At 63.5% G+C, this 20,302-nt stretch carries 17 protein-coding genes; 7 read left to right on the top strand and 10 right to left on the bottom strand.

The genetic code is table 11. The features are described 5' to 3' along the window. The first annotated feature begins 9 nt into the window (after window positions 1-9). From ACMQ11_RS00305 to ACMQ11_RS00320, 4 genes are all read left to right on the top strand, one after another. On the top strand, window positions 10-1,845 hold the full coding sequence (locus ACMQ11_RS00305; RefSeq protein WP_418990656.1) for a RagB/SusD family nutrient uptake outer membrane protein: 1,836 nt from the start codon (window positions 10-12) through the stop codon (window positions 1,843-1,845). Between the two features lie 28 nt (window positions 1,846-1,873). Next, window positions 1,874-3,604 (top strand): Ig-like domain-containing protein, encoded by a 1,731-nt coding sequence (locus ACMQ11_RS00310; protein WP_418990657.1) that lies wholly within the window; start codon window positions 1,874-1,876, stop codon window positions 3,602-3,604. Between the two features lie 76 nt (window positions 3,605-3,680). After that, window positions 3,681-4,856, top strand: coding sequence for an Ig-like domain-containing protein (locus tag ACMQ11_RS00315; protein WP_418990658.1), 1,176 nt, complete (start codon window positions 3,681-3,683; stop codon window positions 4,854-4,856). 76 nt (window positions 4,857-4,932) lie between these two features. Continuing rightward, entirely contained in the window at window positions 4,933-7,899 is a 2,967-nt protein-coding gene (locus tag ACMQ11_RS00320) for a glycosyl hydrolase 115 family protein (protein ID WP_418990659.1), read from the top strand. Between the two features lie 36 nt (window positions 7,900-7,935). On the opposite strand, the gene ACMQ11_RS00325 is transcribed toward ACMQ11_RS00320, so the two are convergent. Then, window positions 7,936-9,126, bottom strand: a complete 1,191-nt coding sequence (locus ACMQ11_RS00325; RefSeq protein WP_418990660.1) for a glycoside hydrolase family 130 protein — start codon at window positions 9,124-9,126, stop codon at window positions 7,936-7,938. Between the two features lie 221 nt (window positions 9,127-9,347). Here ACMQ11_RS00325 and ACMQ11_RS00330 point away from each other — a divergent pair, with 221 nt between their 5' ends. After that, window positions 9,348-9,875, top strand: coding sequence for a methylated-DNA--[protein]-cysteine S-methyltransferase (locus ACMQ11_RS00330; protein WP_418990661.1), 528 nt, complete (start codon window positions 9,348-9,350; stop codon window positions 9,873-9,875). Between the two features lie 91 nt (window positions 9,876-9,966). Here the strand turns inward: ACMQ11_RS00330 and ACMQ11_RS00335 are convergent, their stop codons facing one another. From ACMQ11_RS00335 to ACMQ11_RS00375, 9 genes are all read right to left on the bottom strand, one after another. Further along, window positions 9,967-10,473: a cyclophilin-like fold protein gene (locus ACMQ11_RS00335; protein WP_418990662.1), complete on the bottom strand. Its 507-nt coding sequence runs from the start codon at window positions 10,471-10,473 to the stop codon at window positions 9,967-9,969. A 3-nt stretch (window positions 10,474-10,476) separates the two neighbouring features. Beyond that, a complete protein-coding gene (locus tag ACMQ11_RS00340) occupies window positions 10,477-11,046 on the bottom strand; it encodes a DapH/DapD/GlmU-related protein (protein WP_418990663.1) in 570 nt (189 codons plus the stop codon). Window positions 11,047-11,048: 2 nt separating this feature from the next. Then, window positions 11,049-12,071, bottom strand: coding sequence for an alpha/beta hydrolase (locus ACMQ11_RS00345; protein ID WP_418990664.1), 1,023 nt, complete (start codon window positions 12,069-12,071; stop codon window positions 11,049-11,051). A 154-nt stretch (window positions 12,072-12,225) separates the two neighbouring features. Then, entirely contained in the window at window positions 12,226-13,374 is a 1,149-nt protein-coding gene (locus tag ACMQ11_RS00350) for an aldo/keto reductase (RefSeq protein ID WP_418990665.1), read from the bottom strand. Further along, on the bottom strand, window positions 13,375-14,322 hold the full coding sequence (locus ACMQ11_RS00355) for a DUF362 domain-containing protein (RefSeq protein ID WP_418990666.1): 948 nt from the start codon (window positions 14,320-14,322) through the stop codon (window positions 13,375-13,377). A 17-nt stretch (window positions 14,323-14,339) separates the two neighbouring features. Further along, window positions 14,340-15,458, bottom strand: coding sequence for an aldo/keto reductase (locus ACMQ11_RS00360; protein ID WP_418990667.1), 1,119 nt, complete (start codon window positions 15,456-15,458; stop codon window positions 14,340-14,342). Window position 15,459: 1 nt separating this feature from the next. Then, the gene (locus ACMQ11_RS00365; protein ID WP_418990668.1) at window positions 15,460-15,972 is read right to left on the bottom strand and encodes an ECF transporter S component; all 513 of its coding nucleotides are present in this window, start codon (window positions 15,970-15,972) and stop codon (window positions 15,460-15,462) included. A 12-nt stretch (window positions 15,973-15,984) separates the two neighbouring features. Then, entirely contained in the window at window positions 15,985-17,886 is a 1,902-nt protein-coding gene (locus ACMQ11_RS00370; RefSeq protein WP_418990669.1) for a TonB-dependent receptor, read from the bottom strand. Next, on the bottom strand, window positions 17,883-18,320 hold the full coding sequence (locus ACMQ11_RS00375) for a DUF1893 domain-containing protein (RefSeq protein WP_418990670.1): 438 nt from the start codon (window positions 18,318-18,320) through the stop codon (window positions 17,883-17,885). Before ACMQ11_RS00375 ends, ACMQ11_RS00370 begins: the two co-directional genes overlap by 4 nt. A gap of 160 nt (window positions 18,321-18,480) precedes the next feature. Here ACMQ11_RS00375 and ACMQ11_RS00380 point away from each other — a divergent pair, with 160 nt between their 5' ends. Both ACMQ11_RS00380 and ACMQ11_RS00385 read left to right on the top strand, forming a co-directional pair. Then, a complete protein-coding gene (locus ACMQ11_RS00380; protein WP_418990671.1) occupies window positions 18,481-18,696 on the top strand; it encodes a hypothetical protein in 216 nt (71 codons plus the stop codon). A gap of 139 nt (window positions 18,697-18,835) precedes the next feature. Then, window positions 18,836-20,113, top strand: a complete 1,278-nt coding sequence (locus ACMQ11_RS00385) for a site-specific integrase (RefSeq protein WP_418990672.1) — start codon at window positions 18,836-18,838, stop codon at window positions 20,111-20,113. Window positions 20,114-20,302 lie beyond the last annotated feature (189 nt).

Genomic DNA, 20,302 nt, shown 5'->3' on the forward strand with positions numbered 1-20,302 from the left:
GAACGAACTATGAAAAAGAATTTTATCAAGATACTTTCCATCGGCGTGCTCTCCTGCACGGTTTGGTCGTGCAGCTTTCTGGACGTGTCCGATGAGCTGGCCGGCGGCATCTCCGACATTTCGCAGGTGTTCAGCAATGTCGACCGCACGAAAAAATGGTACTCCCAGGTCTTCAACAACCGTCCGGACTATTCGGCCGTCTGGGTTACGGACAGCCCGATGGGTAATCCCTGGTGCGCCTACTCCGACGAGATCTACACGCGACTGGCCAACAACGCGGGCAAGTACACCGAGTGGAACGCCGCCAACAAGAACTCGCAGCGCTGGAACACCCTCTATGAGAGCATCCGGCAGGCCAACATCTTCCTCGAGCAGGCCCGTCCGATCGTGGACGAGGGTGGTCCCGATGCCGACCGCCTGACCGAGTCGGAGGTCAAACTCTACAAGGCCAACGTCCGCTTCATGCGTGCGGCCTACCACTACTACCTGATGGAGATGTACGGTCCGGTGCCCATCGTCGACCGTTCGCTGACGCTCGAGGACGAGCTGGACCTCCCGCGCAACTCGCTCGACGAGGTGATCGCTTTCATCGACCGCGAGCTGAAAGAGTGTATGGAAGAGATGGCGCAGGAGCCGTACCACGACAACGAGAACCTGCGCGCCGTGCCCACCAAGGGCGCCGCACTGGCTCTGCGCGCCAAGTTGTGGGTCTATGCCGCCAGCCCTTTGTTCAACGGCGGATGGCCCGAGGCCATGGCGCTGACCAACAAGGACGGCAAACGGCTCTTCCCCGACCGGGACGCCTCGAAACTCCAGACGGCGGTGGACCGCCTGCGCGATTTTCTCGACTACGCCGAGACGGGCAGCCGCTACGAACTGCTCGATACGGGCAATCCGGACGACGACCTCTACAAACTCTTCCAGGAGTACAACCGGGAGATTATCTGGGCCACCTCGACCAACTCGTGGGGCAAGTTGGGCGAGCAGAAATTCGACACGTTCGCCACCCCGCGTTCGCAGCCGCAGGGGCAGGGCGGATTCCACGTCCTGCAAGAGCTGGTCGACGATTTCTACATGAAAGACGGCAAGCCGGTCAAGGCGACCTCGTTCCTGCCCAAATCGGAGCTCTACCCGGCCAACGAAGCCGAAATGGGAATGCACAACGGCGTGCAGGTATCGAAAATGTACATCGACCGCGAGCCCCGTTTCTACAACACCGTCACGTTCTCGGGCATGAAATGGCACATGAGCAACCAGGAGATTCAGTTCTACCGCGGCGGCAAGGACGACAACTCGGTGGCCGACGGCGCTCCGCTGACGGGGTACCTGCTCTACAAGCGCATGAACCGCACGGTCTACGGCGGCAATATCTCCGGCGCCGTGTCGTCGAAATACCGTCCGGTCATCATCTTCCGCCTGGCGGAGTTCTACCTGCTCTACGCCGAGATGCTCAACGAGGTGGAGCCTGGCAACGGGGACGTGCTGGAATACGTCAATCGGGTGCGCCGGCGCGCCGGACTGGAGGATTTGGAGGTATTGAACCCCGCCATCGAGGGCAACCAGGCGTTGCAGCGCGAGGCGATCCGCCGCGAAAGCCGCATCGAACTGGCCACCGAGGGGCAGCGCTATTTCGACGTGCGCCGCTGGATGATCGCCGACAAGGCGCCCGGCGAGGGCGGCCAGGGCGGCGAATTCCACGGCATGAACGTCGACCAGGCGCAGCCCGCCTACTACACCCGCACCAAACTGCAAACCCGCTCTTTCAAGAACAAAAACTACCTCTATCCCATTCCGCTGGACGAGATCAAGCGCAGCAACGTACTGGTGCAGAATCCCGGCTGGTAGAGGCGTACAAACCGATAATTTTACGATGATGAAAAAAATCAGCATATTTCTGTTCGCAGCGGCGGCGTTGCTGGGTGCGGGCTGTTCCGACAGCTCCGACACCGACACGACGATTCCCGTCTCGGCGATCGCTCTCGATTCGTCGCTCAGCGGCGGCATCACGCTGGTCGTGGGCCAGACGGCCGACATCGCCGGCAAAGTGACGGTGCGCCCCGAACAGGCCACGGACAAAACCGAAACCTACGAGTCGTCGGACCCCCAGACCGTTTCGGTCGACGCGGCCGGCCGCGTCGAAGCCCTGAAGCCGGGCCTGGCGATGATAACGATCACGGTGGGCGGCAAACACGCGCATTTCGAGGTCAAAGTCGAGGCGCAGCGGATTCCCGTCGAATCGGTTACGCTGCCCGAAGAGCTGGCCGGCGGCGTCACGCTGAAACTGGGTGCGACGCTCGACCTTGCAGGCAAGGCGACGATCATCCCCGCCAACGCCACAGACCCAACCGAAAGCTACAATTCGTCGAATCCGATGATCGCGTCGGTCAGCGAGGAGGGCCTCGTCTCGGCCATCGCCATCGGCCAGGCGACGATCACCATCTCCGCCGACGGCAAGTCGGCCCAGTTCACCCTCACGGTCGAAAAGGTCTCCGTCGAGTCGGTTACGCTGCCCGATGAGTTGAGCGCGGGCGTGACGCTGAAGCCCAACGCAACGCTCGACATCGCGGGCAAGGCGACCGTTCAGCCTGAGAATGCCTCGGAGCGCTCCGAAAGCTACGCATCGTCGGACGAGACCGTCGCCACGGTCAGCTCCGAGGGCCTGGTAACTGCGCATGCAGTGGGCACGACGACGATCACGGTCACCGTCGACGGCATTTCGGCCTCGTTCTTACTGACCGTCGCCGAAGATGTGACGGTGGCACTCGAAAAGATCGAAATCGAGAACGGAGCCACCGCCATCCAGGGCTCGGCCTCGGTCGTTCTGGGGCAGAACACGACATTCGACCTCTTTTCGCAGCTCCAGCTGACGCCCGCGAACCAGACCGAAGGGGTCAAATACGTCGCCTACGGTCCCGAGGAGGTAGCCACGATCGACGAAAACGGTATCGTTACCTGCAAGGGCGTCGGTACGGTCACATTCGTCATCCTGGCCAAGAGCAATGAAACCAACGATTTCAAGGGTGCAGGAGCAAAGAAAGCCTATTTCGCTGTCAACGTCACCGATCCGCATGACCTCGATCGCACGGGGTGGCAGGTGTCGGCCAATTCGGGTGCGATCAGCGGCACCGCGGGCAGCAAGACGGCCCCGTTCGACGGCGTTTTCGATCCCGGGGTATTCAAGGATGTGAAAGGATCGAATTTCGGTCTGACCAAACCCACCACCGACGACGGCGAAGCGTGGTTCGTGGTGGACATGGGCCGGGAGCAGTCGGTGAACTATTTCCGCCTGATGCACCAGTCCTGCCGCAATACCGACCGCAACTGCCGCTGGAAGAAATTTTCGGCGATTCTGGGCAGCAACGACGGGGTGAATTTCACCCAGATCGCTGCCGGGGTCACGGTTCCGAACCTGGACAATGCACCGGGCATCGACCCCAACGACGGCGGATCGCGCAACATCGACAAGTACCACACCTCGTCGAATATCCGGCTCCCGGCTGCGGTGACGTACCGCTACCTTAAATTCGTCGGGAAAAAGGATTGCTTCGCGGGAAGCGCCAAGACCTGCCAGTTCGCGGAACTGTACCTCGGTCTCGATGAATAAACTTTCCGGCTCCGGCGGGGGCTCGTCCGCCGCCGGAGTTAGGAATCTTTAACCGAAAAAAATAGAAATTCAGATTATGAAAAGGATAACAATTTGTCTCTTTGCCGCGGCGGCCCTGCTGTGCGCGGGCTGCGAAGACGGCGTGCCCGAACCGGGGACGATGGAGGTTCCCGCCCAGAGCGTCGTGCTCGACGAGGAGTTGAGCGGCGGCATCGTAATGGAGGTCGGCGAAACGAGGGACGTATCGCTGAAAGTGACCGTGCTGCCCGAAAACGCCACCGACCTGGCGGAGCTGTTTTACTCCTCGAACGTCGAGGTGGCCACGGTCAGCCCGAAAGGCATCATCACGGCCCACAAGGCCGGTATCACCATGATCTCGATCTACGTGAGCGGCATCGAAACCTATTTCGCATTGACGGTCGTCGACCAGATTCCGATCGACATCGAGTCGATCTCGTTCTCCAACCCCTCCATGGAGGCCTATGCCGGAGTCGGTTACAGCCTCTACGTTTCGGTCGAGCCGTTCGACCAGAACGAGGGCGTGGTCTTCTCCTCCTCCGATCCCCAGATCGCATCGGTGAACGCCGAAACCGGCCGCATGATCTGTCACCGAAGCGGCGAGGTAACGATTACGGCCGCCGCCCGAAACCATCCCGAGATCAAGGCGTCGATCGGCGTTACGATCACCGAGTTCTTCGGCGACTGGGATCGCAGCAAATGGTCGATGAGCTTCTCGCACGGCTGGAAAGCCGACAGCTCGATCGGAAGCAGCGCGACCGCCGCGATCGACGGCAGCCAGAGCACGACCCTTTCGATGGACCGTCCGGGCCGGGCTTCGAGCATTCCGGCCGACGCCGAAATCTGGTTCCAGATCGACCGCGGCGACAACCCCGGCATGGTCAACTACCTGCGCATCCGCCACCGTCCCGAGGGCAACAACAACAAGAACATCCTCGTCCGCTGGTGGGGCTTCAACCGCATCGAGGGCAGCAACGACGGCACGAATTTCGAGCTGGTCGCCGAGCGCGTCGCGCTGACGCCCGATCCGAATGTGTATGAGAACCTCCTGACGGACAATGTTCCCATCCCGGAGAACGACTACCGCTACCTGCGTTTTATCGGCTGGAACGATGTCAGCACGGTATCGCCTTTCCTGGGCTTCTACTGCGCACGCGGCACGGCCTACGGCGGGACCAACCCGGGAGGCACCATCCAGATCAACGAATTCTACCTCGGCCGCGAAAGAAGATAGCCGTCGGGTACTCTGATCGGAAAGGCCCGAAGACGACTCTTCGGGCCTTTTCCCACTTTCAAATTTTGAGAAAACGATGATACGAAAAACCCTCTTCATTTTCGTCCTGCTGTGGATGCAGGCCGCGGCGCTGCAAGCACAGGTTGTGCTGACCGACAGGGCCGCCGCACGCTCGGATTTCGAACTGGTCGGCGCGGATTCCCGTGCGGCACTCTGCTACGACGCCGCAGACGCCCCGGTCGTCGAGACCGCCGCCGGGCTGTTTGCCGCGGATGTCGCCCGCGTGACGGGCCGCGAAATCCCGGTCGTCGCCGGGCGGGAACTCCCCGCGGGGACGCGCTGCGCTCTCGTCGTCGGAACGATCGGCCAGAGCGGCTGGATCGACGAACTGATCGCGGCGAAAAAGATCGACGTTTCGGCTGTCGAGGGCGGCTGGGAGCGCTACGCCGTCCGGCTGGTCGACCGTCCCGGACACGGCGTGCGCAAGGCGCTCGTCATTGCGGGCAGCGACCGCCGCGGCACGGCCTACGGCCTGCTCTCCTTTTCGCGCGCCATCGGCGTGAATCCCTGGTACTGGTGGGCCGACGCTCCCGTCCGTCATCGCGACCGGTTGACGCTGCGCGTGACGGACTATGCGTCGCAGAGCCCCTCGGTAAAGTACCGCGGCATCTTCATCAACGACGAGGACTGGGGCCTCTACCGCTGGGCGAAGCGGAATTTCGAGAAAGAGCTGGGCAATATCGGCCCCAAGACGTACGAGAAAGTGTGCGAGCTGCTGCTACGCCTGCAGGCGAACTACCTGGCCCCGGCGATGCACGACGCGACGACGGCCTTTTACAAGATTCCCGAAAACAAGGCGATCGCCGACCGCTACGCGATTGCCATCGGCTCGTCGCACTGCGAACCGCTGGGGCTGAATACCGCCAGCGAGTGGGATTCAAAGACGATGGGCGAGTGGGACTACGTGAATAACCGGGCCGGAGTGGATCGGGTTCTGAAAGAGCGCGTCGAGACGTCGGCTCCCTACGAGAACGTCTACACGCTGGCCCTCAGAGGTCTGCACGACCGGGCGATGGCCGGCAGCGAGGACCTCGACGCCCGAAAGGCCACCATGCAGGAGGCGCTGCTCTCGCAGCGGCAGATTCTCTCCGACGTGTTGGGCCGGCCCGCGGAGGAGATTCCGCAGGTGTTCACGCCCTACAAGGAGGTGCTCGATGTCTACAACCGGGGGCTGGAGCTTCCGGACGACGTGACGATCATCTGGCCCGACGACAACTACGGCTACATGAAACGCCTGAGCAGCCCCGCGGAGCAGCAGCGCTCGGGGCGTTCGGGCGTTTACTACCACTCCTCCTACTTGGGCCGTCCGCACGACTACCTGTGGATGAACACCACCTCGCCCACGCTCATGTACGAGGAGTTGCGCAAGGCCTACGACTCGACGGCCGACCGCGTCTGGCTGCTCAATGCCGGCGACATCAAGTCGTGCGAATTCGCGGTCGATCTCTTTCTGGCGATGGCCTGGGACATCGACTCGTTCGACTTTCAGCGTGCCGCGGATTACCGCGCCGAGTGGATGAGCGGCCTCCTGGGAGCGGAGTATTTCGACCGTTTCCGCGAAATTTCCGACACGTTCTACCACCTCGCATTCATCCGCAAGCCCGAATTCATGGGCTGGGGCTACCAGTGGGCCACGGACAAACACGGCAGGGAGCGCAACACCGACACCGACTTCTCGTTTGCCAATTACCGCGAGGCCGACCGGCGGCTCGCGGACTACGCGCGGATCGCCTGTGAGGTCGACGCTCTGATGGAGGAAATGCCCGAAGCGAACAAGGCGTGCTTCTACCAGGTGCTCTACTATCCGGTGAAAGCGTGCGAACTCCTGAACCGGATGGTGCTGCGCGGACAGCAGAACCGCCGTTACGCCACCCAGCAGCGTGCCGCGACCGATTCCCTGGCCGCCGAAAGCCGCCGCTGCCACGACAGCCTGCGCCTCATCACGGCGGGCTACAACGCCCTTTTGGACGGCAAGTGGGACCATGTGATGACGATGAACCAGGGATTCGCCGCCTCCTATTTCCAGCTCCCCGAGCTCAGAAGCGCCTCGCTCGCGCCCGGGGCGTCCCTGGGAATCGCGGTTGAGGGCGAGGAGATCATGAAAGGACTGCGCAGCTTCCACCTGCTCCCGACGTTCGATACGTTCGTGCGTCGCTCCTATTTCGTGGACGTCTATAACAAGGGGCGCGAACCGCTGGCGTGGAGCGCTTCGGCCAGCGACGAATGGATCGTGTTGAGCCGGACGGCAGGCACGACCCACACCGAGGAGCGGATCGAGGTCTCGGTGGACTGGGACAAGGTGCCCGTCGGAGACGAGGTGTCGGGCTCGCTGACCATCGCCGCAGCGAACGGGGAGAGCCGCCGCGTGCTGGTCTCGGTATTCAATCCGGCCTCACCCACGCGCGAGGAACTCGACGGATTGTATGTCCAGCACAACGGGTATATTTCGATTCCTGCGGCGGAGTTCCACCGCAAGCGCGAGAACGACGCGATCTGCATCCGGCCCGTTCCGCTGCTCGGTGTGGAGAACACGGCGCTCCAGCTGGGCGATCCGACCCGGCCCAAGCAGAACACCCGGCGGCGCGACGTGCCCACGGTGGAATACGATTTCTACACGTTCGAGCAGGGTTCGGTCGACATCTATACCTACGTGCTGCCTACGTTCGTCATCAGTGCCGACCGGGGATACGCCGGACACGAGGCGACCAACCTCGAAACCCAGTACGGCGTCTCGATCGACGAGGGTCCGGTGATGAACCCCTCGACCTCGTCGATCGAATATGCGCAGATTTGGTACGAGAGCGTGCTGCGAAACTGCCGCGTGAACAAGACCACGCTCCACATCGGCAAACCCGGCCGCCACACGCTGAAAATCCTGTGCGGCGACGCCGGCACGGTGCTCCAGAAAGTCGTGCTCGATTTCGGCGGCATGCAGCGCTCCTACCAGGGACCGCCTCCGACCCGAGCCGGAGAGGAGCGATGAAAAAAGAGACGATCCGAATTTTCGGATCGTCTCTTTTTATAGTTCCGGTCGAGAGGGCACGGGGTCTCCGGGAGTCGGGTGGGCCGGATCGTACACGGCGACCCCGACCCGCGAGTCGGCGCAGCCGTAGTAGAGATACCACCGGGAGTCGAAATAGACCAGCCCCTCGATGAAGACCGTCCCGTCCCGGTACTGGCCGCTCTTCTCGAAATCATCCACCGGACGGAAGAACGGTACGTCCAGTCGCCCGATCACCCTGCCGGGCTCTTTGGCGTCGAAAAGGATCTGCCCGGCGGAGTAGGTGCGCGCCGGATAGCGCTTGTCGCGCCCCTCGCCGAGCCGGTTCTGGCCGTTGTAAAGCAGCAGAATCCCCTTGTCGGTTACGATCGCCGGCGGTCCGCACTCGGTCAGGGCGCTGTCGAAATAGCCCTCGCGCGGGAAGACCACGCCTTTCAGATTGCCGTTCGCGTCGAGCTCGGGAGTCCAGTCCACGAGGTTGTCCGACGTGGCGATATTGATCATCCGTTCGCCCCAGTACATCATGTACTTTCCGTTCACGCGCGCAATGACCAGCCTCCCGCCGTCGAGTTCGGTCACGATCGACCCCGACTTGCTCTTCAGGTCGCGGAAGCGGCCGTCGTAGGCTTTGGCGAATGCCGGGCCGTGCTTGGTCCAGGTCACCAGGTCGCGCGAGGTGGCCACGCTGAGCCGCGGAATGCGGCGGTTCCACGAGGTGTAGAGCATCACGTAGGTCCCGTCCTCGGTGACGGCCACGCGGGGGTCCTCGCAGCCGCCCGGCCAGTCGTACGCTTTCATTGCATCCTCGGCCGGAAAGAGCACCGGCTCGCGTTCGAGGCGCATCCTGACGCCGTCCCGGCTCCGGGCCAGCCCGATGCGCGAGGTGCGTTTGCCGATGCCGGTGGCCGAATTGTCCTCGGCGCGGAAGAGGACGCAGATGGCTCCGTCCATGACGGTGGCGGCCGGATTGAACGTGTCGCTCTCCATCCATCCGACCGAATCCTTGCGCATCGGACAGAAGAACCTGACCTCGGAATCGGGCAGGATCACGGGGTTGGCGCCCGCAGGCCGGACGAAGCCGCCCAGCGCCCAATCCGGCAGCCGGTTTTCAGTAGTTCCGGGTTCCGCGGCCGAAATGCGGCCCGCACTGCCGCCGACGAAGAGCAGAAGCCCGGAGGCCGGGAGCAGCATGCTGAAGAATTTTTTCATGGAGTCTGTTTTTAAGTTCGGTTTTCCGGGGGTTGCAAATTACTTGTTTTTCACCGGGTAGTTCGTTGCCGGAAAATCCGGTACAAGATACGAAAAAACAGGCGAATGGAAAAGCGTTTTAGTGCAGAGTCCGCCTTTTTTACCGGCAAGAAACGCCTGCCGGGCAATGAGCAGTCGCAGCAGGTGGTTGAATCGAAACTTTTTCCTATATTTGCAACAGGATGAACGAGAAGAACACGATCAAGACAACCCGTTACCAATCGCCGTGCGGCGTGCTTCTGCTCGGTTCGCTGGGCGAGCGGCTCTGCCTGTGCGACTGGCAGATCGAAAGCCGGCGCGAGCGCGTGGACCGGCGGTTGAAACGTTTGCTGCGCGCCCGCTTCGAGCCGGGCGCCTCCGCGGTCCTCGAAAAGGCTGTCGGGCAGCTCGACGAATTTTTTGCCCGCCAGCGCCGGCAGTTCGACGTGCCGCTGCTGTTCGCCGGCACGGAATTCCAGAACGCGGTGTGGCGTGAACTGCTGAAAATCCCGTTCGCAGAGACGATCTCCTACCGCGAAATGGCGTGCCGGATCGGAATGCCCCTCTCGGTGCGTGCGGTGGCCAATGCCAACGGGGCCAATGCCCTGTCCCTGTTCGCACCCTGCCACCGGGTGATCGGCAGCGACGGTTCGCTGACGGGCTACGGCGGCGGTCTGCGGGCCAAAAAATTCCTGCTCGAACTGGAGTCCGAATCCCTGGCGGCACGTTGAACGGCCGGACGACTTATGCCGGCACCGAAATAAAATGCAGACGATTCCCTTGGGAGCCGTCTGCATTTTTTTCGGTAGGATACCCGGATCGTCACTCGGATTCGAACACGACCTCGACGTTTCCCCTGCCGAGGGCTTCTGCCAGCCCCTCGGTCTGCTCTACCCGACCCAGGGGCGTGTAGCGGTACGTTGTCCGGAATGTTTCGTAGAAGAGCACCAGGCAGTCCGTTCCGAAGAGCATCAGGTCGCCCGTAAGGATGGTTCCGGGAACGGTCGCGGTCGTGGGCAGCGGTTGCGGCAGGTAGCGGTATTTCTCGTTGCCGTTCAGGTCGTCCATCTCGACAGTCAGCGGCAGCAGCGACAGAAAGGCGACGGCCGCAGCGTTGTCGCGGAGCCGGACGGTGAATGCGGCCGATCCGACGCGAAGCCGGATGCGGCTCTCTTCCGGAGGTCCCGGCTCGGGCTCGGGTTGCGGCCCGGGCTCGGGTTGCGGCGTTTCGCTCGGCGTTTCCGGCGCTTCGTCGGGGGCGCATGCAGTGATCGCCGGCGTCAACAGCAGCGAGAACATCGTTGCCAGGGTCATGCAGGTGCGTACCATATGCTACTTGTTTTCGATTTTGCGGATCACCCGGGCCGGGACGCCCCCGACGACGGTGCCGGCTTCCACGTCGCGCGTGACGACCGCTCCGGCCGCCACCACGGCGTTGTCGCCGATGGTGACGCCCCGGAGGATCGTGGCGTTGGCCCCGACCCAGACGTTCCGCCCCAGCACGATGGGCGCCGGGTAGGTCGTCTTGCGCTTCTCGGGGGCCAGGCCGTGGTCGAGCGTGGCGAAGACCACGTTGTGACCGATCTGGCAGCCGTCGCCCAGCGTAATGCCCCCGTGGTCCTGAAAGTGGCAGCAGGCGTTGATAAAGACCTCGCGGCCGAGGCGGATGTTTTGTCCGAAATCGGTGTAGAGGGGCGGAAAGAGGCGCACGGTGGGATCGACCTCGCAGCCGATAAGTTCCGAGAGCAGCCGGCGCACCTCGTCGGGGGTGCGGTAGGCGCTGTTGAGGCGGAAAGTGATCCGCCGCGCCCGGTCGCTCATGCGATCCATGAAGCAGTGCAGCTCCTCGGTGTCTAACGGCTGTCCCGTTCGGACGTATTCGAGAAATCGGTCGAGCGTCATCGCTATTTGAGATTTACGTTGAAAAATGCCTCCAGCTTGTCGAACGGAATCAGTGCGGTGCGGTCGTAGAGATCGACGTGTCCGGCGCCCGGTACGATGTAGAGCTCCTTGGGCTCGGCGGCCCGGCGGTAGGCGTCCTCGGAGAATTCGCGCGAATGGGCTTCGGACCCCGTGATGAAGAGCAGCGCCCGGGGCGAGATGGTCTCGATGTCGTTGAACGGGTAGAAATTCATGAATTTGACGTTGCTCGTCAGCGTGGGTTGCGTCGTGGTCCGGGGATCGGCGCTTGCGGGCGTAAATTCACCGCGCGGGGTGCGGTAGAACGCATAAAATTCCCGTTCGACGGGCGAGGAATCCTCGGTCAGCTCGCGTACCGTGCCGCTCGTGTAGCGGGTCTCGCCTCCGCGGAACTCGACGTAGCGCTGCCGCGCCGCTTCGGCCTGAATTTCCTTGCGCGCTTGCGTCGTCAGGGCGTTGCGGAGCCCGTTGCGGCTGGCGGCGCCCATGTCGTACATGCTCACCGTAGCCACGGCTTTGAGCCGCGGGTCGATCTTCGCGGCGCTGATGGCGAAGCTGCCGCTGCCGCAGATTCCCACCGCACCGATCCGCTCGGGGTCGATGAAGGCGCGGGTGCCGAGGTAATCGACCGCGGCGCTGAAGTCCTCCGCATAGAGGTCCGGCAGTACGGCGTTGCGCGGCCGGCCCTCGCTGTCGCCCCAGAACGAGAGGTCGATCGAGAGGGTCACGAAGCCCCGTTCGGCCAGTTTGACGGCATAGAGGTTGGCGCTCTGCTCCTTGACGGCGCCCATCGGGTGGCCGACGATCACGGCCGGACGCTTTTCGCCCTCCCCGAGATCGGCGGGCCGGTAGAGGTTGGCCCCGACCTGCATCCGGTAGAGGTTTTCGAACGAGACTTTTTCGACCTGTACGCGGTCGCTGGTGTAGAAATTGTCCGCATCGGTCTGCGCGGAGGAAAGGGTGGTTGTCATAAGAAATGCTGCAATTAAAATGGATGATGGTTTCATGCGTGTCGGTTTTATTGGTTATGCAGTGCAAAGTTACGACCCGACCGGCTTTCGCGGGTTATCCCCGTTACGGGGGATGTTACCCCGATTCCGGATTCTGCGTTAATCGAGAGAGAAAAAGCCCGGAATCTGGTGTGGATTCCGGGGCTTCGCATCAATACCCGAACCGCTGGGCGGCTCGGCGCATGTGGTCGATGATCCCGACGCCGAACGGACAGTTCGTTTCGCAGCGGCCGCAGGCGACGCACTCCGAGGCGTGGTGCGCGAGCGAACGGTAGTGTTCGCGCACGGTCTCCGGAATCGGGGCACCGTCCGCGGTGAGGTTGTAAAACTTGTTCACCGAGGCGATATCGATCCCCGCGGTGCAGGGGGCGCAGTGGCCGCAATACATGCAGTGCCCCTCCCACGAGAACCGCTCCAGACCGGCCAGCGCCCGGGCGTAGTCCCGCTCGTCGGGTGTCGCCGAGCACCAGGCCAGCGCGGCCTCCAGTTCCGCGCGGCTGCGGCAGCCGACCATCACGGCCGCGACCGCCGGGCGCGTCAGGGCGTATTCGATGCACTGCACGGGGGTGAGCGGCCGTCCGAACGGCGAGTTGGCGTCGCTGAGCAGGTCCCCGCCGCCGTAGGCCTTCATCACGTCGATCCCCACTCCCTCGCGGGCGCAAAACTCATAGAGCCGCTGCCGCTCGGGGTCGATGTCGTGCAGGTCGTTTGCATAACTCGCGTCGGACCAGAGCGTCTCCACGTCGTCGCTCGGGGGCAGCAGGTCGTAGCAGGGATTCACCGAGAACATCAGGACATCGATGGCTCCCGACTCGGCGGCCCGCAGGGCCACCGTGGGGTTGTGACTGCTCAGCCCGATGTGGCGGATGCGCCCCTCGGCGCGCAACTGCCGGGCGTATTGCAGCACGGGTCCCTCCAGCACCGCGCTGAGGTCCGCGTCGCTGTCGACGTAATGGATCATGCCGATCTCCACGTAGTCGGTGCCGAGCCTTGCGATGAGGTCGTCGAACGCCGCGCGGCACTTTTCCAGGTCGCGCGAACGCAGGTACTGCCCCTCCTCCCAGACCGAGCAGAGGTGGCCCTGGATGACCATCCGCTCGCGCCGGCCCCGGAGCGCCGCGCCGATCGCGCTGCGCAGGTCGGGAGCAGAGGCGTAGAGGTCCAGGAAATTGACGCCCTGCTCGATGGCGTGGTCGAAATCGGCGCGCACCTCCTCGGAGGTTTTGTTTGCGAAGCCCTCGCATCCGAGCGCTACGGCGCTGACCCGCAGGCCCGTACGGCCCAGTGTGCGGTATTCCATCTATTCGAGTGTTACGAGTTCGTACTGCTGTGTCCCCACGCCGATCGCTTCGGCGTGTTCGAGTGTGTGGATGCCGTGGCGCGACTCCATGCGTTCGATCAGGTGGACCTTGCCCGGGTCTTCGGACGCATATACCAGGTCGACGCACGCCTTGTCGAGCGCCACGGGGTCCAGCGAGGCGAGGATGCCGATGTCGCCCATTTGGGGCGCTTCGGGGTGGGCGTCGCAGTCGCAGTCCACCGAGAGGTTGTTCATCACGTTGATGTAGAGAATCCGCTCGCCGCAGTGGTCGGCCACCGACTTGGCGGCCTCGGCCATCGATTCGAGGAAATCGTCCTGCGCGGGGAGGTTGTTCCACAGATCGGTCCGGGTCTTGCCGGCGGTGTGTATCCATGCTTTGCCCGCGGCCGAGGCGATCCCGATCGAGATGTTCTTGATCGCGCCGCCGAAGCCGCCCATGGCGTGTCCCTTGAAATGCGAGAGGACCACCGTAAAGTCGTAGGCGGGGTAGTGCGAACCCACGTAGTTCTGCATGAGGTGCTTGCCGCCGCGCACCGGAAGCGCCGTCTCGCCCTCCGAGTCCATGATGTCCACCGGGGCGATGGCCGTGAATCCGTGGTCGGCGGCGGCCCGGAGGTGATCGGCGGTGCTGGCGCGGCCGCCGCCGTAGGCGGTGTTGCACTCGACGATCGTGCCGTCGATCTTTTGCACCAGCGGAGCGATCAGCGCGGGTTGCAGAAAATTATGCCCGCCGGGCTCTCCGGTCGAGAGTTTGACAGCCACCTTGCCCGTGGCCTCGCGTCCGAGCGCTTCGTAGATGCGCACCAGGTTCGCGGGCGTGATCTCGCGGATGAAATAGACGGTCGGTTCACTGTCGGCGGGTTCCGAGGCACCTGCGCAGCCGCAGCCGGCGGCAGCGCACAAAAAGCTCATTACAAATCGTTTCATAGCAAAATTCGTTTTTTTCAGGATTCGAATGTCCGGGCCACCTCCCTGAGGTACTCGACGATGGGCAAGTGTTGCGGGCAGATCTTCTCGCACTTGCGGCAGGCGATGCACGCCGAGGCCCGGCCGTGCGACCGGGCGTAGTTTTCGTAGTACGCCTGCTGGATGGAGAAGATGTTGTTGACCGACTGGCGGTCGGCGTTGTAGAGGGCGAAATACTCGGGGATGGCGATCTGCTGCGGACACCCCGCCACGCAGTAGCGGCAGGCCGTGCAGGGGATGGCGATCGCGCGGTTGAGCAACTCCACCGCCCGGGTCACCGTGTCGCGCTCGCGCAGGTCGAGCGGCTCGAAATGCTCCATGCAGGCCGTGTTGTCCGCGAGCTGTTCCATCGAGGACATGCCGCTCAGCACCATCGTCACCCCGTCGAGGCTCGCGGCGTAGCGCACGGCCCACGAGGCGGGCGAAAGGTCGGGCCGCACCGCGCGGAAGAGCCGCTCGACCTCCTCGGGCACGCGGGCCAGCGCACCCCCTTTGACCGGCTCCATCACGACGATCTCTTTGCCGTGGCGGCGCGCCACCTCGTAGCAGCGGCGCGACTGGATGCTCTCGTTGTCCCAGTCCAGGTAGTTGATCTGCAACTGCACGAACTCCGTCTCGGGGTGTGTCGTCAGAATCTCGTCGAGCAGTTCGGCCCGGTCGTGAAACGAGAACCCGATGCGGCGGATGCGCCCCTCGGCCTTTTGGCGGGCGACGAACGCGAAGCTGCCCAGCCGCTCGGCAGTGCGGTAGTTGGCGGCGTTGAGGCTGTGCAGCAGGTAGTAGTCGAAATAGTCGACCCCGCACTTTTCCAGCTGCTCGCCGAAGATGCGCTCTTGGTCCGCCGCCTCCTTGAGGAACATGGTCGGGAGCTTCGAGGCCAGCATGAAACGTTCGCGCGGATGGCGCTCGACCAACGCCTGGCGCACGACGCACTCGCTCGTGAAATCGTGGTACATGTAGGCGGTGTCGAAATAGGTGAAGCCCCTCTCGAGAAAGAGGTCCGCCATCCGCTCCACCTCGCGGATGTCGACCGACCGCTGGTCGTTCGGATCGGTCAGCGGCAGCCGCATGCAGCCGAATCCCAGTTTTTTGGCCATCTTATCGGCGGATTAACAGGTTGATGACGGCCCAGCCGCCGAATATTTGCAGCAGCATGCCCGGCAGGCCGATCCGAAAATCCTGCGCCGCGGTCCGCAGGTCGCCCCAATAGGCCCACTCGCCCAGGGTGCCGAGGAACTGGTAGCACAGCACGACCCCGGCCAGCAGCAGCACGCCGGCCCGGCGGAAGCGGGCCGCGGCCCACGCGGCCACGAGGGCCAGCAGCACCGACTTGAATACGATCACGGGCAGCACCGCCGCTGCGGGCATGCCGAACAGGGCCCAGTTCGCCAGGGGCGAGAGGAGGGCGGTCAGCAGCCCGGCCTGCCAGCCGTACTTGTAGGTGCCCACGAGGGTGAAAAAGTAGATCGGCAGCAGCGTGGGGCCGCCCAGATGCACCAGATGGCAGAGCTGCGGCAGGGCGAGGTTGCCCGCAAGGAAGAGCGCTGCCGCCAGGTAGGTTTTCGCTTCGTTATACTCCAGCGAATAGAGTTTCACGGTTGTCGTTTGCATGGTATGTATCGGTTAAAAGTTCATCTTCACTCCGGCCATAGCGGTCGCCCGCGGCATGGGGTAGCCCGCGTTGATCTCGTAGCGCGCGGCCAGCAGGTTCTCCCCGCGTGCCCACAGGCGCAGCCACCGGGCCGCGCGGAATTCGCCGCGCAGGTTCCACAGCACGAAATCCTCGGTCCGCTCTGTGCCCCGGCCCCCGGTTCGGACCGCGGTATAGAGACCGGCGACGTACTGCACGCCCGTCGACAGCATCCATCGTCCCTTGGCGAAATTCGCTCCGGCGTGCAGTTTGTGCTCGGGCGCGGCCAGTACGGGGTTCTCCATGTGCAGGAAACTGTAATTCGTGTCGACCGTCCAGGCCGCGCCGATGCGCCACGCGGCCTCGGCCTCGACGCCCGCGTTGTCGATCTTTCCGGTGTTGCGGTTGAGCGGGGTGGTGCCCTCGCGCGGTACGGCGACGATCAGGTTCTCGCCGTCGATGTAGAAGAGGTTCACGCCATAGGTCAGCCGTCCCTCCAGCAACTGCTGCGAGAGGGCGATCTCGTAGTTCCACATCCGCTCGGGCCTCAGATTGGGGTTCTGGGGCGGGAACATGTACATCTCGCGGATGGTGGGGTAGCGGAAGCCCTTGCCTGCGGAGAGCTTCAGTTCGACCGCCCGGGGCAGGTGGAACGAAACGCCCGCCTGCGGCACCCACTCCACGCCCAGCCGGGAGTGGCGGTCCAGCCGGACCCCGGCGTCGAGGGTCAGCCAACGCCCCACGCCCTGCCTCAGATCGACGTATCCGGCCACCTCGTTGAGGGTCTTGTCCGCTATTTCCGACCGCTGGCCGCGGCGTTCGCCCGCGACGTAGCGGTTCCACGCCTCGCCGCCGAAACGGTAGTAGTCCACCCCCGCAGTCAGGCGGCTGCCGCGCCAGAACCGGGCGCTCTGGTACCACGAGAGGCCCGCCATCCGGTCGCGCGAGTGGAACCGGTACTCCTTGGGAATGTTCGTGTCGTCGGGATCGGCCGTGTAGCCGTCGTTGATGCGGTGGCGGCCCCAGTTGTGGAAGAAGCTCACCGCGCCGGACGTCTTGCCGTAATCGTTCTCCACGGCCACGGAGGTCATGCCGCGCGTGATCCGCTGGTCGGCGTCGCGCATGGGTCGTGTGACGGCTCCGGGCTGCGAGGCGTTGAAATGCGTGAGGTTCACGTCGGCCCGCACACGCCACGCGCGGGTTATCTCGTAGCCCAGTCTGGCATAGCCTCCGTATTGCTCGAATCCCATGTCGGCGCGGTGGCCGTCGGTGCGGTCGTACGAGCCGCTTACCGTGCCGGTGAAGCGTCCGCCGCGCACGCGGTTTGTCAGTGCGGTCTGGAGCGTGTTGTAGGAGCCGTAGCCTGCCGTCAGCCCGGTCCGCACGCCGTCCGCCTGCATCCCCTCGGTGACGATGTTCACCACGCCGCCCATGGCGTTCGAACCGTAGAGCACCGAAGCGGGGCCGCGCACGACCTCGACTTTCCCGGCCAGCATGGTCTGATACGCATCGGCGATCGGGTGGCCCATCAGCCCCATGTACTGCGGGTGTCCGTCGATGAGCACCATCACCCGTCCGGCGCCTCCGGACAGTCCGCGCAGCGAGATACCGCCCGCCGCGCCGTCCGACACGCCGTAACCCAGTACGCCGCGCGCCGTGTGGAAGAATCCGGGGACCTGCTCCGTCAGCACGGGGAGCAGCGAGGGCTGCATCGCCTGCTCGATTTGCCGGCTGCCGACGACCGATACGGTCATCGGCAGGTGGCGGATGTCGGTCCGGTCGCGCGTACCGGTAACGACCACCTCGCCGATCGGGAGGATGCGCCCGAGCGTGTCGGTCTGCGCCGCGAGGGGCTCGGCGAGCAGCGTGAGCAGGAGAATCGGCAGTTTTTTCATGTTGTTTGCGGTGGCAGGGTTGCGATGAACGCTTCGATCAGCGGCAGGCACTCGGCGGCGGTTGCGGCCGCATCGCACCGTTTTTCGAGCGGGCAGCGGCCGGTTTGCGAGCGGTTGACGATGTGCGGCACCAGCGTGTCGCAGTGCGTCTCGACGCCCGCCGCGACAAGCAGGTCGCGGGCCGGCTCGCTCAGCACCCCGGCATGGAGGGCCTCGACGCCGCCCAGGATCATCAGGGCCGCGGCCCCCTTGCCCACCACCTTGTCGGCCACGAGGGCTCCGCGCAGGAACTCCGGTTCGTCCCGAAGCAGCTGGTAGAGATCCCTGACGCCCCGCTGGCGGAAAAGGCGGATCGTTCGGCCGCTCCGGATCACGCAGGAGCACCGCTCCCCACGCAGGCGATTGCAGAGCGGTTGCAAGTCGTTTTCGTGCATGGTATGCTGGTATTGGTTCACGGTGCAAAATTAGCGATTCGCAGCCAAATGTCCGTACCCGCGTTACCTGAATCCCTACCCCGATTCCGGATTTGCCCGCGCCCGGCGGGTGAAACGTGGTATCGTTGTTGCGGCGACCCGGATATAAATAGATAGAGCCATGCCGAAAGTCAGATTCCACAACGACCGCACCGTCTTCTCCACCTCCAACAACGGCTTTGCGGGAAACGAACGCGACGAGAACCTCGTCGAGGAGGACCTCCTCGCCACCCGGATCGCCGAGGACGACCGCATTCCGGATGGCGTGGATGAGATCGTCGAGGACGACCGCCCGGTCTACGACGAGGAGGGCTACCTCCACGACCCGGGCGAGTGAGCGGTCCGGGCAGGAGTACGTAAAATGCGCTTTGCGGACGGCTGCCGGAATTTTAACGGAACGTACCGCGAGGAGGGTTCGCGGTGCTTGGCTATCTTGCGTTCGATTTGTTCCTGTTTTTTAACATTCGAAGAAAAAAATGGCAAAAGCATCCATCAAACCCCGACTCAATATCCGCAAGGATAGCGCAGGCGAGCGCTATACGCTCGTGGTGCAGCTGCTCTACAAGCGCCGGCGCAGCGTGCTGTTCACGCCCTACAAACTCTCCGTCCGGGAGTTCGACCCCGTACAGGGGGTTGCCGTCCCCTCGTCGCGCACCCGGGCGCACCGGGCCTACATCGCCGAGGTGAACGACTACCTGCGCAGCCGGATCGCGGAGGCCGAACGCATCGTGGCCGAACTGGAACGCAGCGGCACCCCTTTCGGCGTCGCGGACATCGCCGACCGTTGCCGGCAGCGTAACGACAACCGCTTCGTGGGGACTTTCTTCCGCACGTTGATCGAAACCCTCGAAGAGCAGGGCGACCTGGGCACGGCTTCGACCTTTCGGGCCACGCTGACGGCTTTCGAAAAATTCACGGGCGGCCGGCGGCTCCTGTTCGACCAGCTGACCGGCGAGGTGGTCCGACGGTTCGAACAACACATGCTTGCGGAGGGACTTCGGGTCAACACCGTCACGTTTTATCTGGGCAAGCTGCGGGCGGCCTACAACAAGGCGGCCCGGCAGGGCTTTGCCTCGCGGCAGACGAATCCCTTTGCCGATACCTCGTTCCGCATCGAGAAAACCCGCAAACTGGCCGTCGGCGACGAGGTCCTGCGGCGGGTGGCGGGGGCGGAATTTCCCGGCCGGCGCGAGCTGGGCATGGCCCGCGACCTGTTTCTGTTCAGTTTCTACACGCGCGGCATGTCGTTCGTCGACATGGCCTACCTCCGGCAGAGCGACATCGAGGACGGACGGATCCGCTACCGGCGCCGCAAGACCGGACAGTTGTTCACCGTCAAGATCTTTCCGGCCTTGCAGGAACTCATCGACCGCTACCGCGGCATGTGCTCGCCGTGGGTCCTGCCCGTCATGCTCTACCGCACGTCCGACGGCTCCGTTCGTCCCTACCGGACTCCGGACGCGCCCGAGGAGCGGCAGGAGTTCGAGCGGATATTGCACCGGCGCTACAAGAACTCGCGCTCCCACTATTTGCGCCGGCTGATCCGCGTCTCGCGGCTGCTCGATCTCGAACGCAACCTGACTTTCAACATGGCGCGGCATACGTGGGCGAGCCGGGCCCGGCGGCAGAATATTCCCGTGACCGTCATCAGCGAGGGACTGGGGCACACCTCCGAAAAGACGACGCGCATCTATCTGGAAGAGCTGGAGCCGGTCCGCATCGACGAAGCCAACCGCATCGTCTCGTCTTTTTAGCGGCCTTATTGCGTAGCGAAAGGACGAAAAAAGCGCACGAAAATGTATTTTCCGGAAAAAACGCTATCTTTGCAGTTAGAAGATCAGCGTTTTTCTTTTGCATCCCGATGAAAGGAACGGGTGCAAAGATGATCCATAAGGCCGCACACTTATTCAAAAAGAATGTCACGCTCTTCGTTTTGCGGTATC

This window comes from Alistipes sp. (genome assembly GCF_048465575.1).
Classification (GTDB): domain Bacteria; phylum Bacteroidota; class Bacteroidia; order Bacteroidales; family Rikenellaceae; genus Alistipes.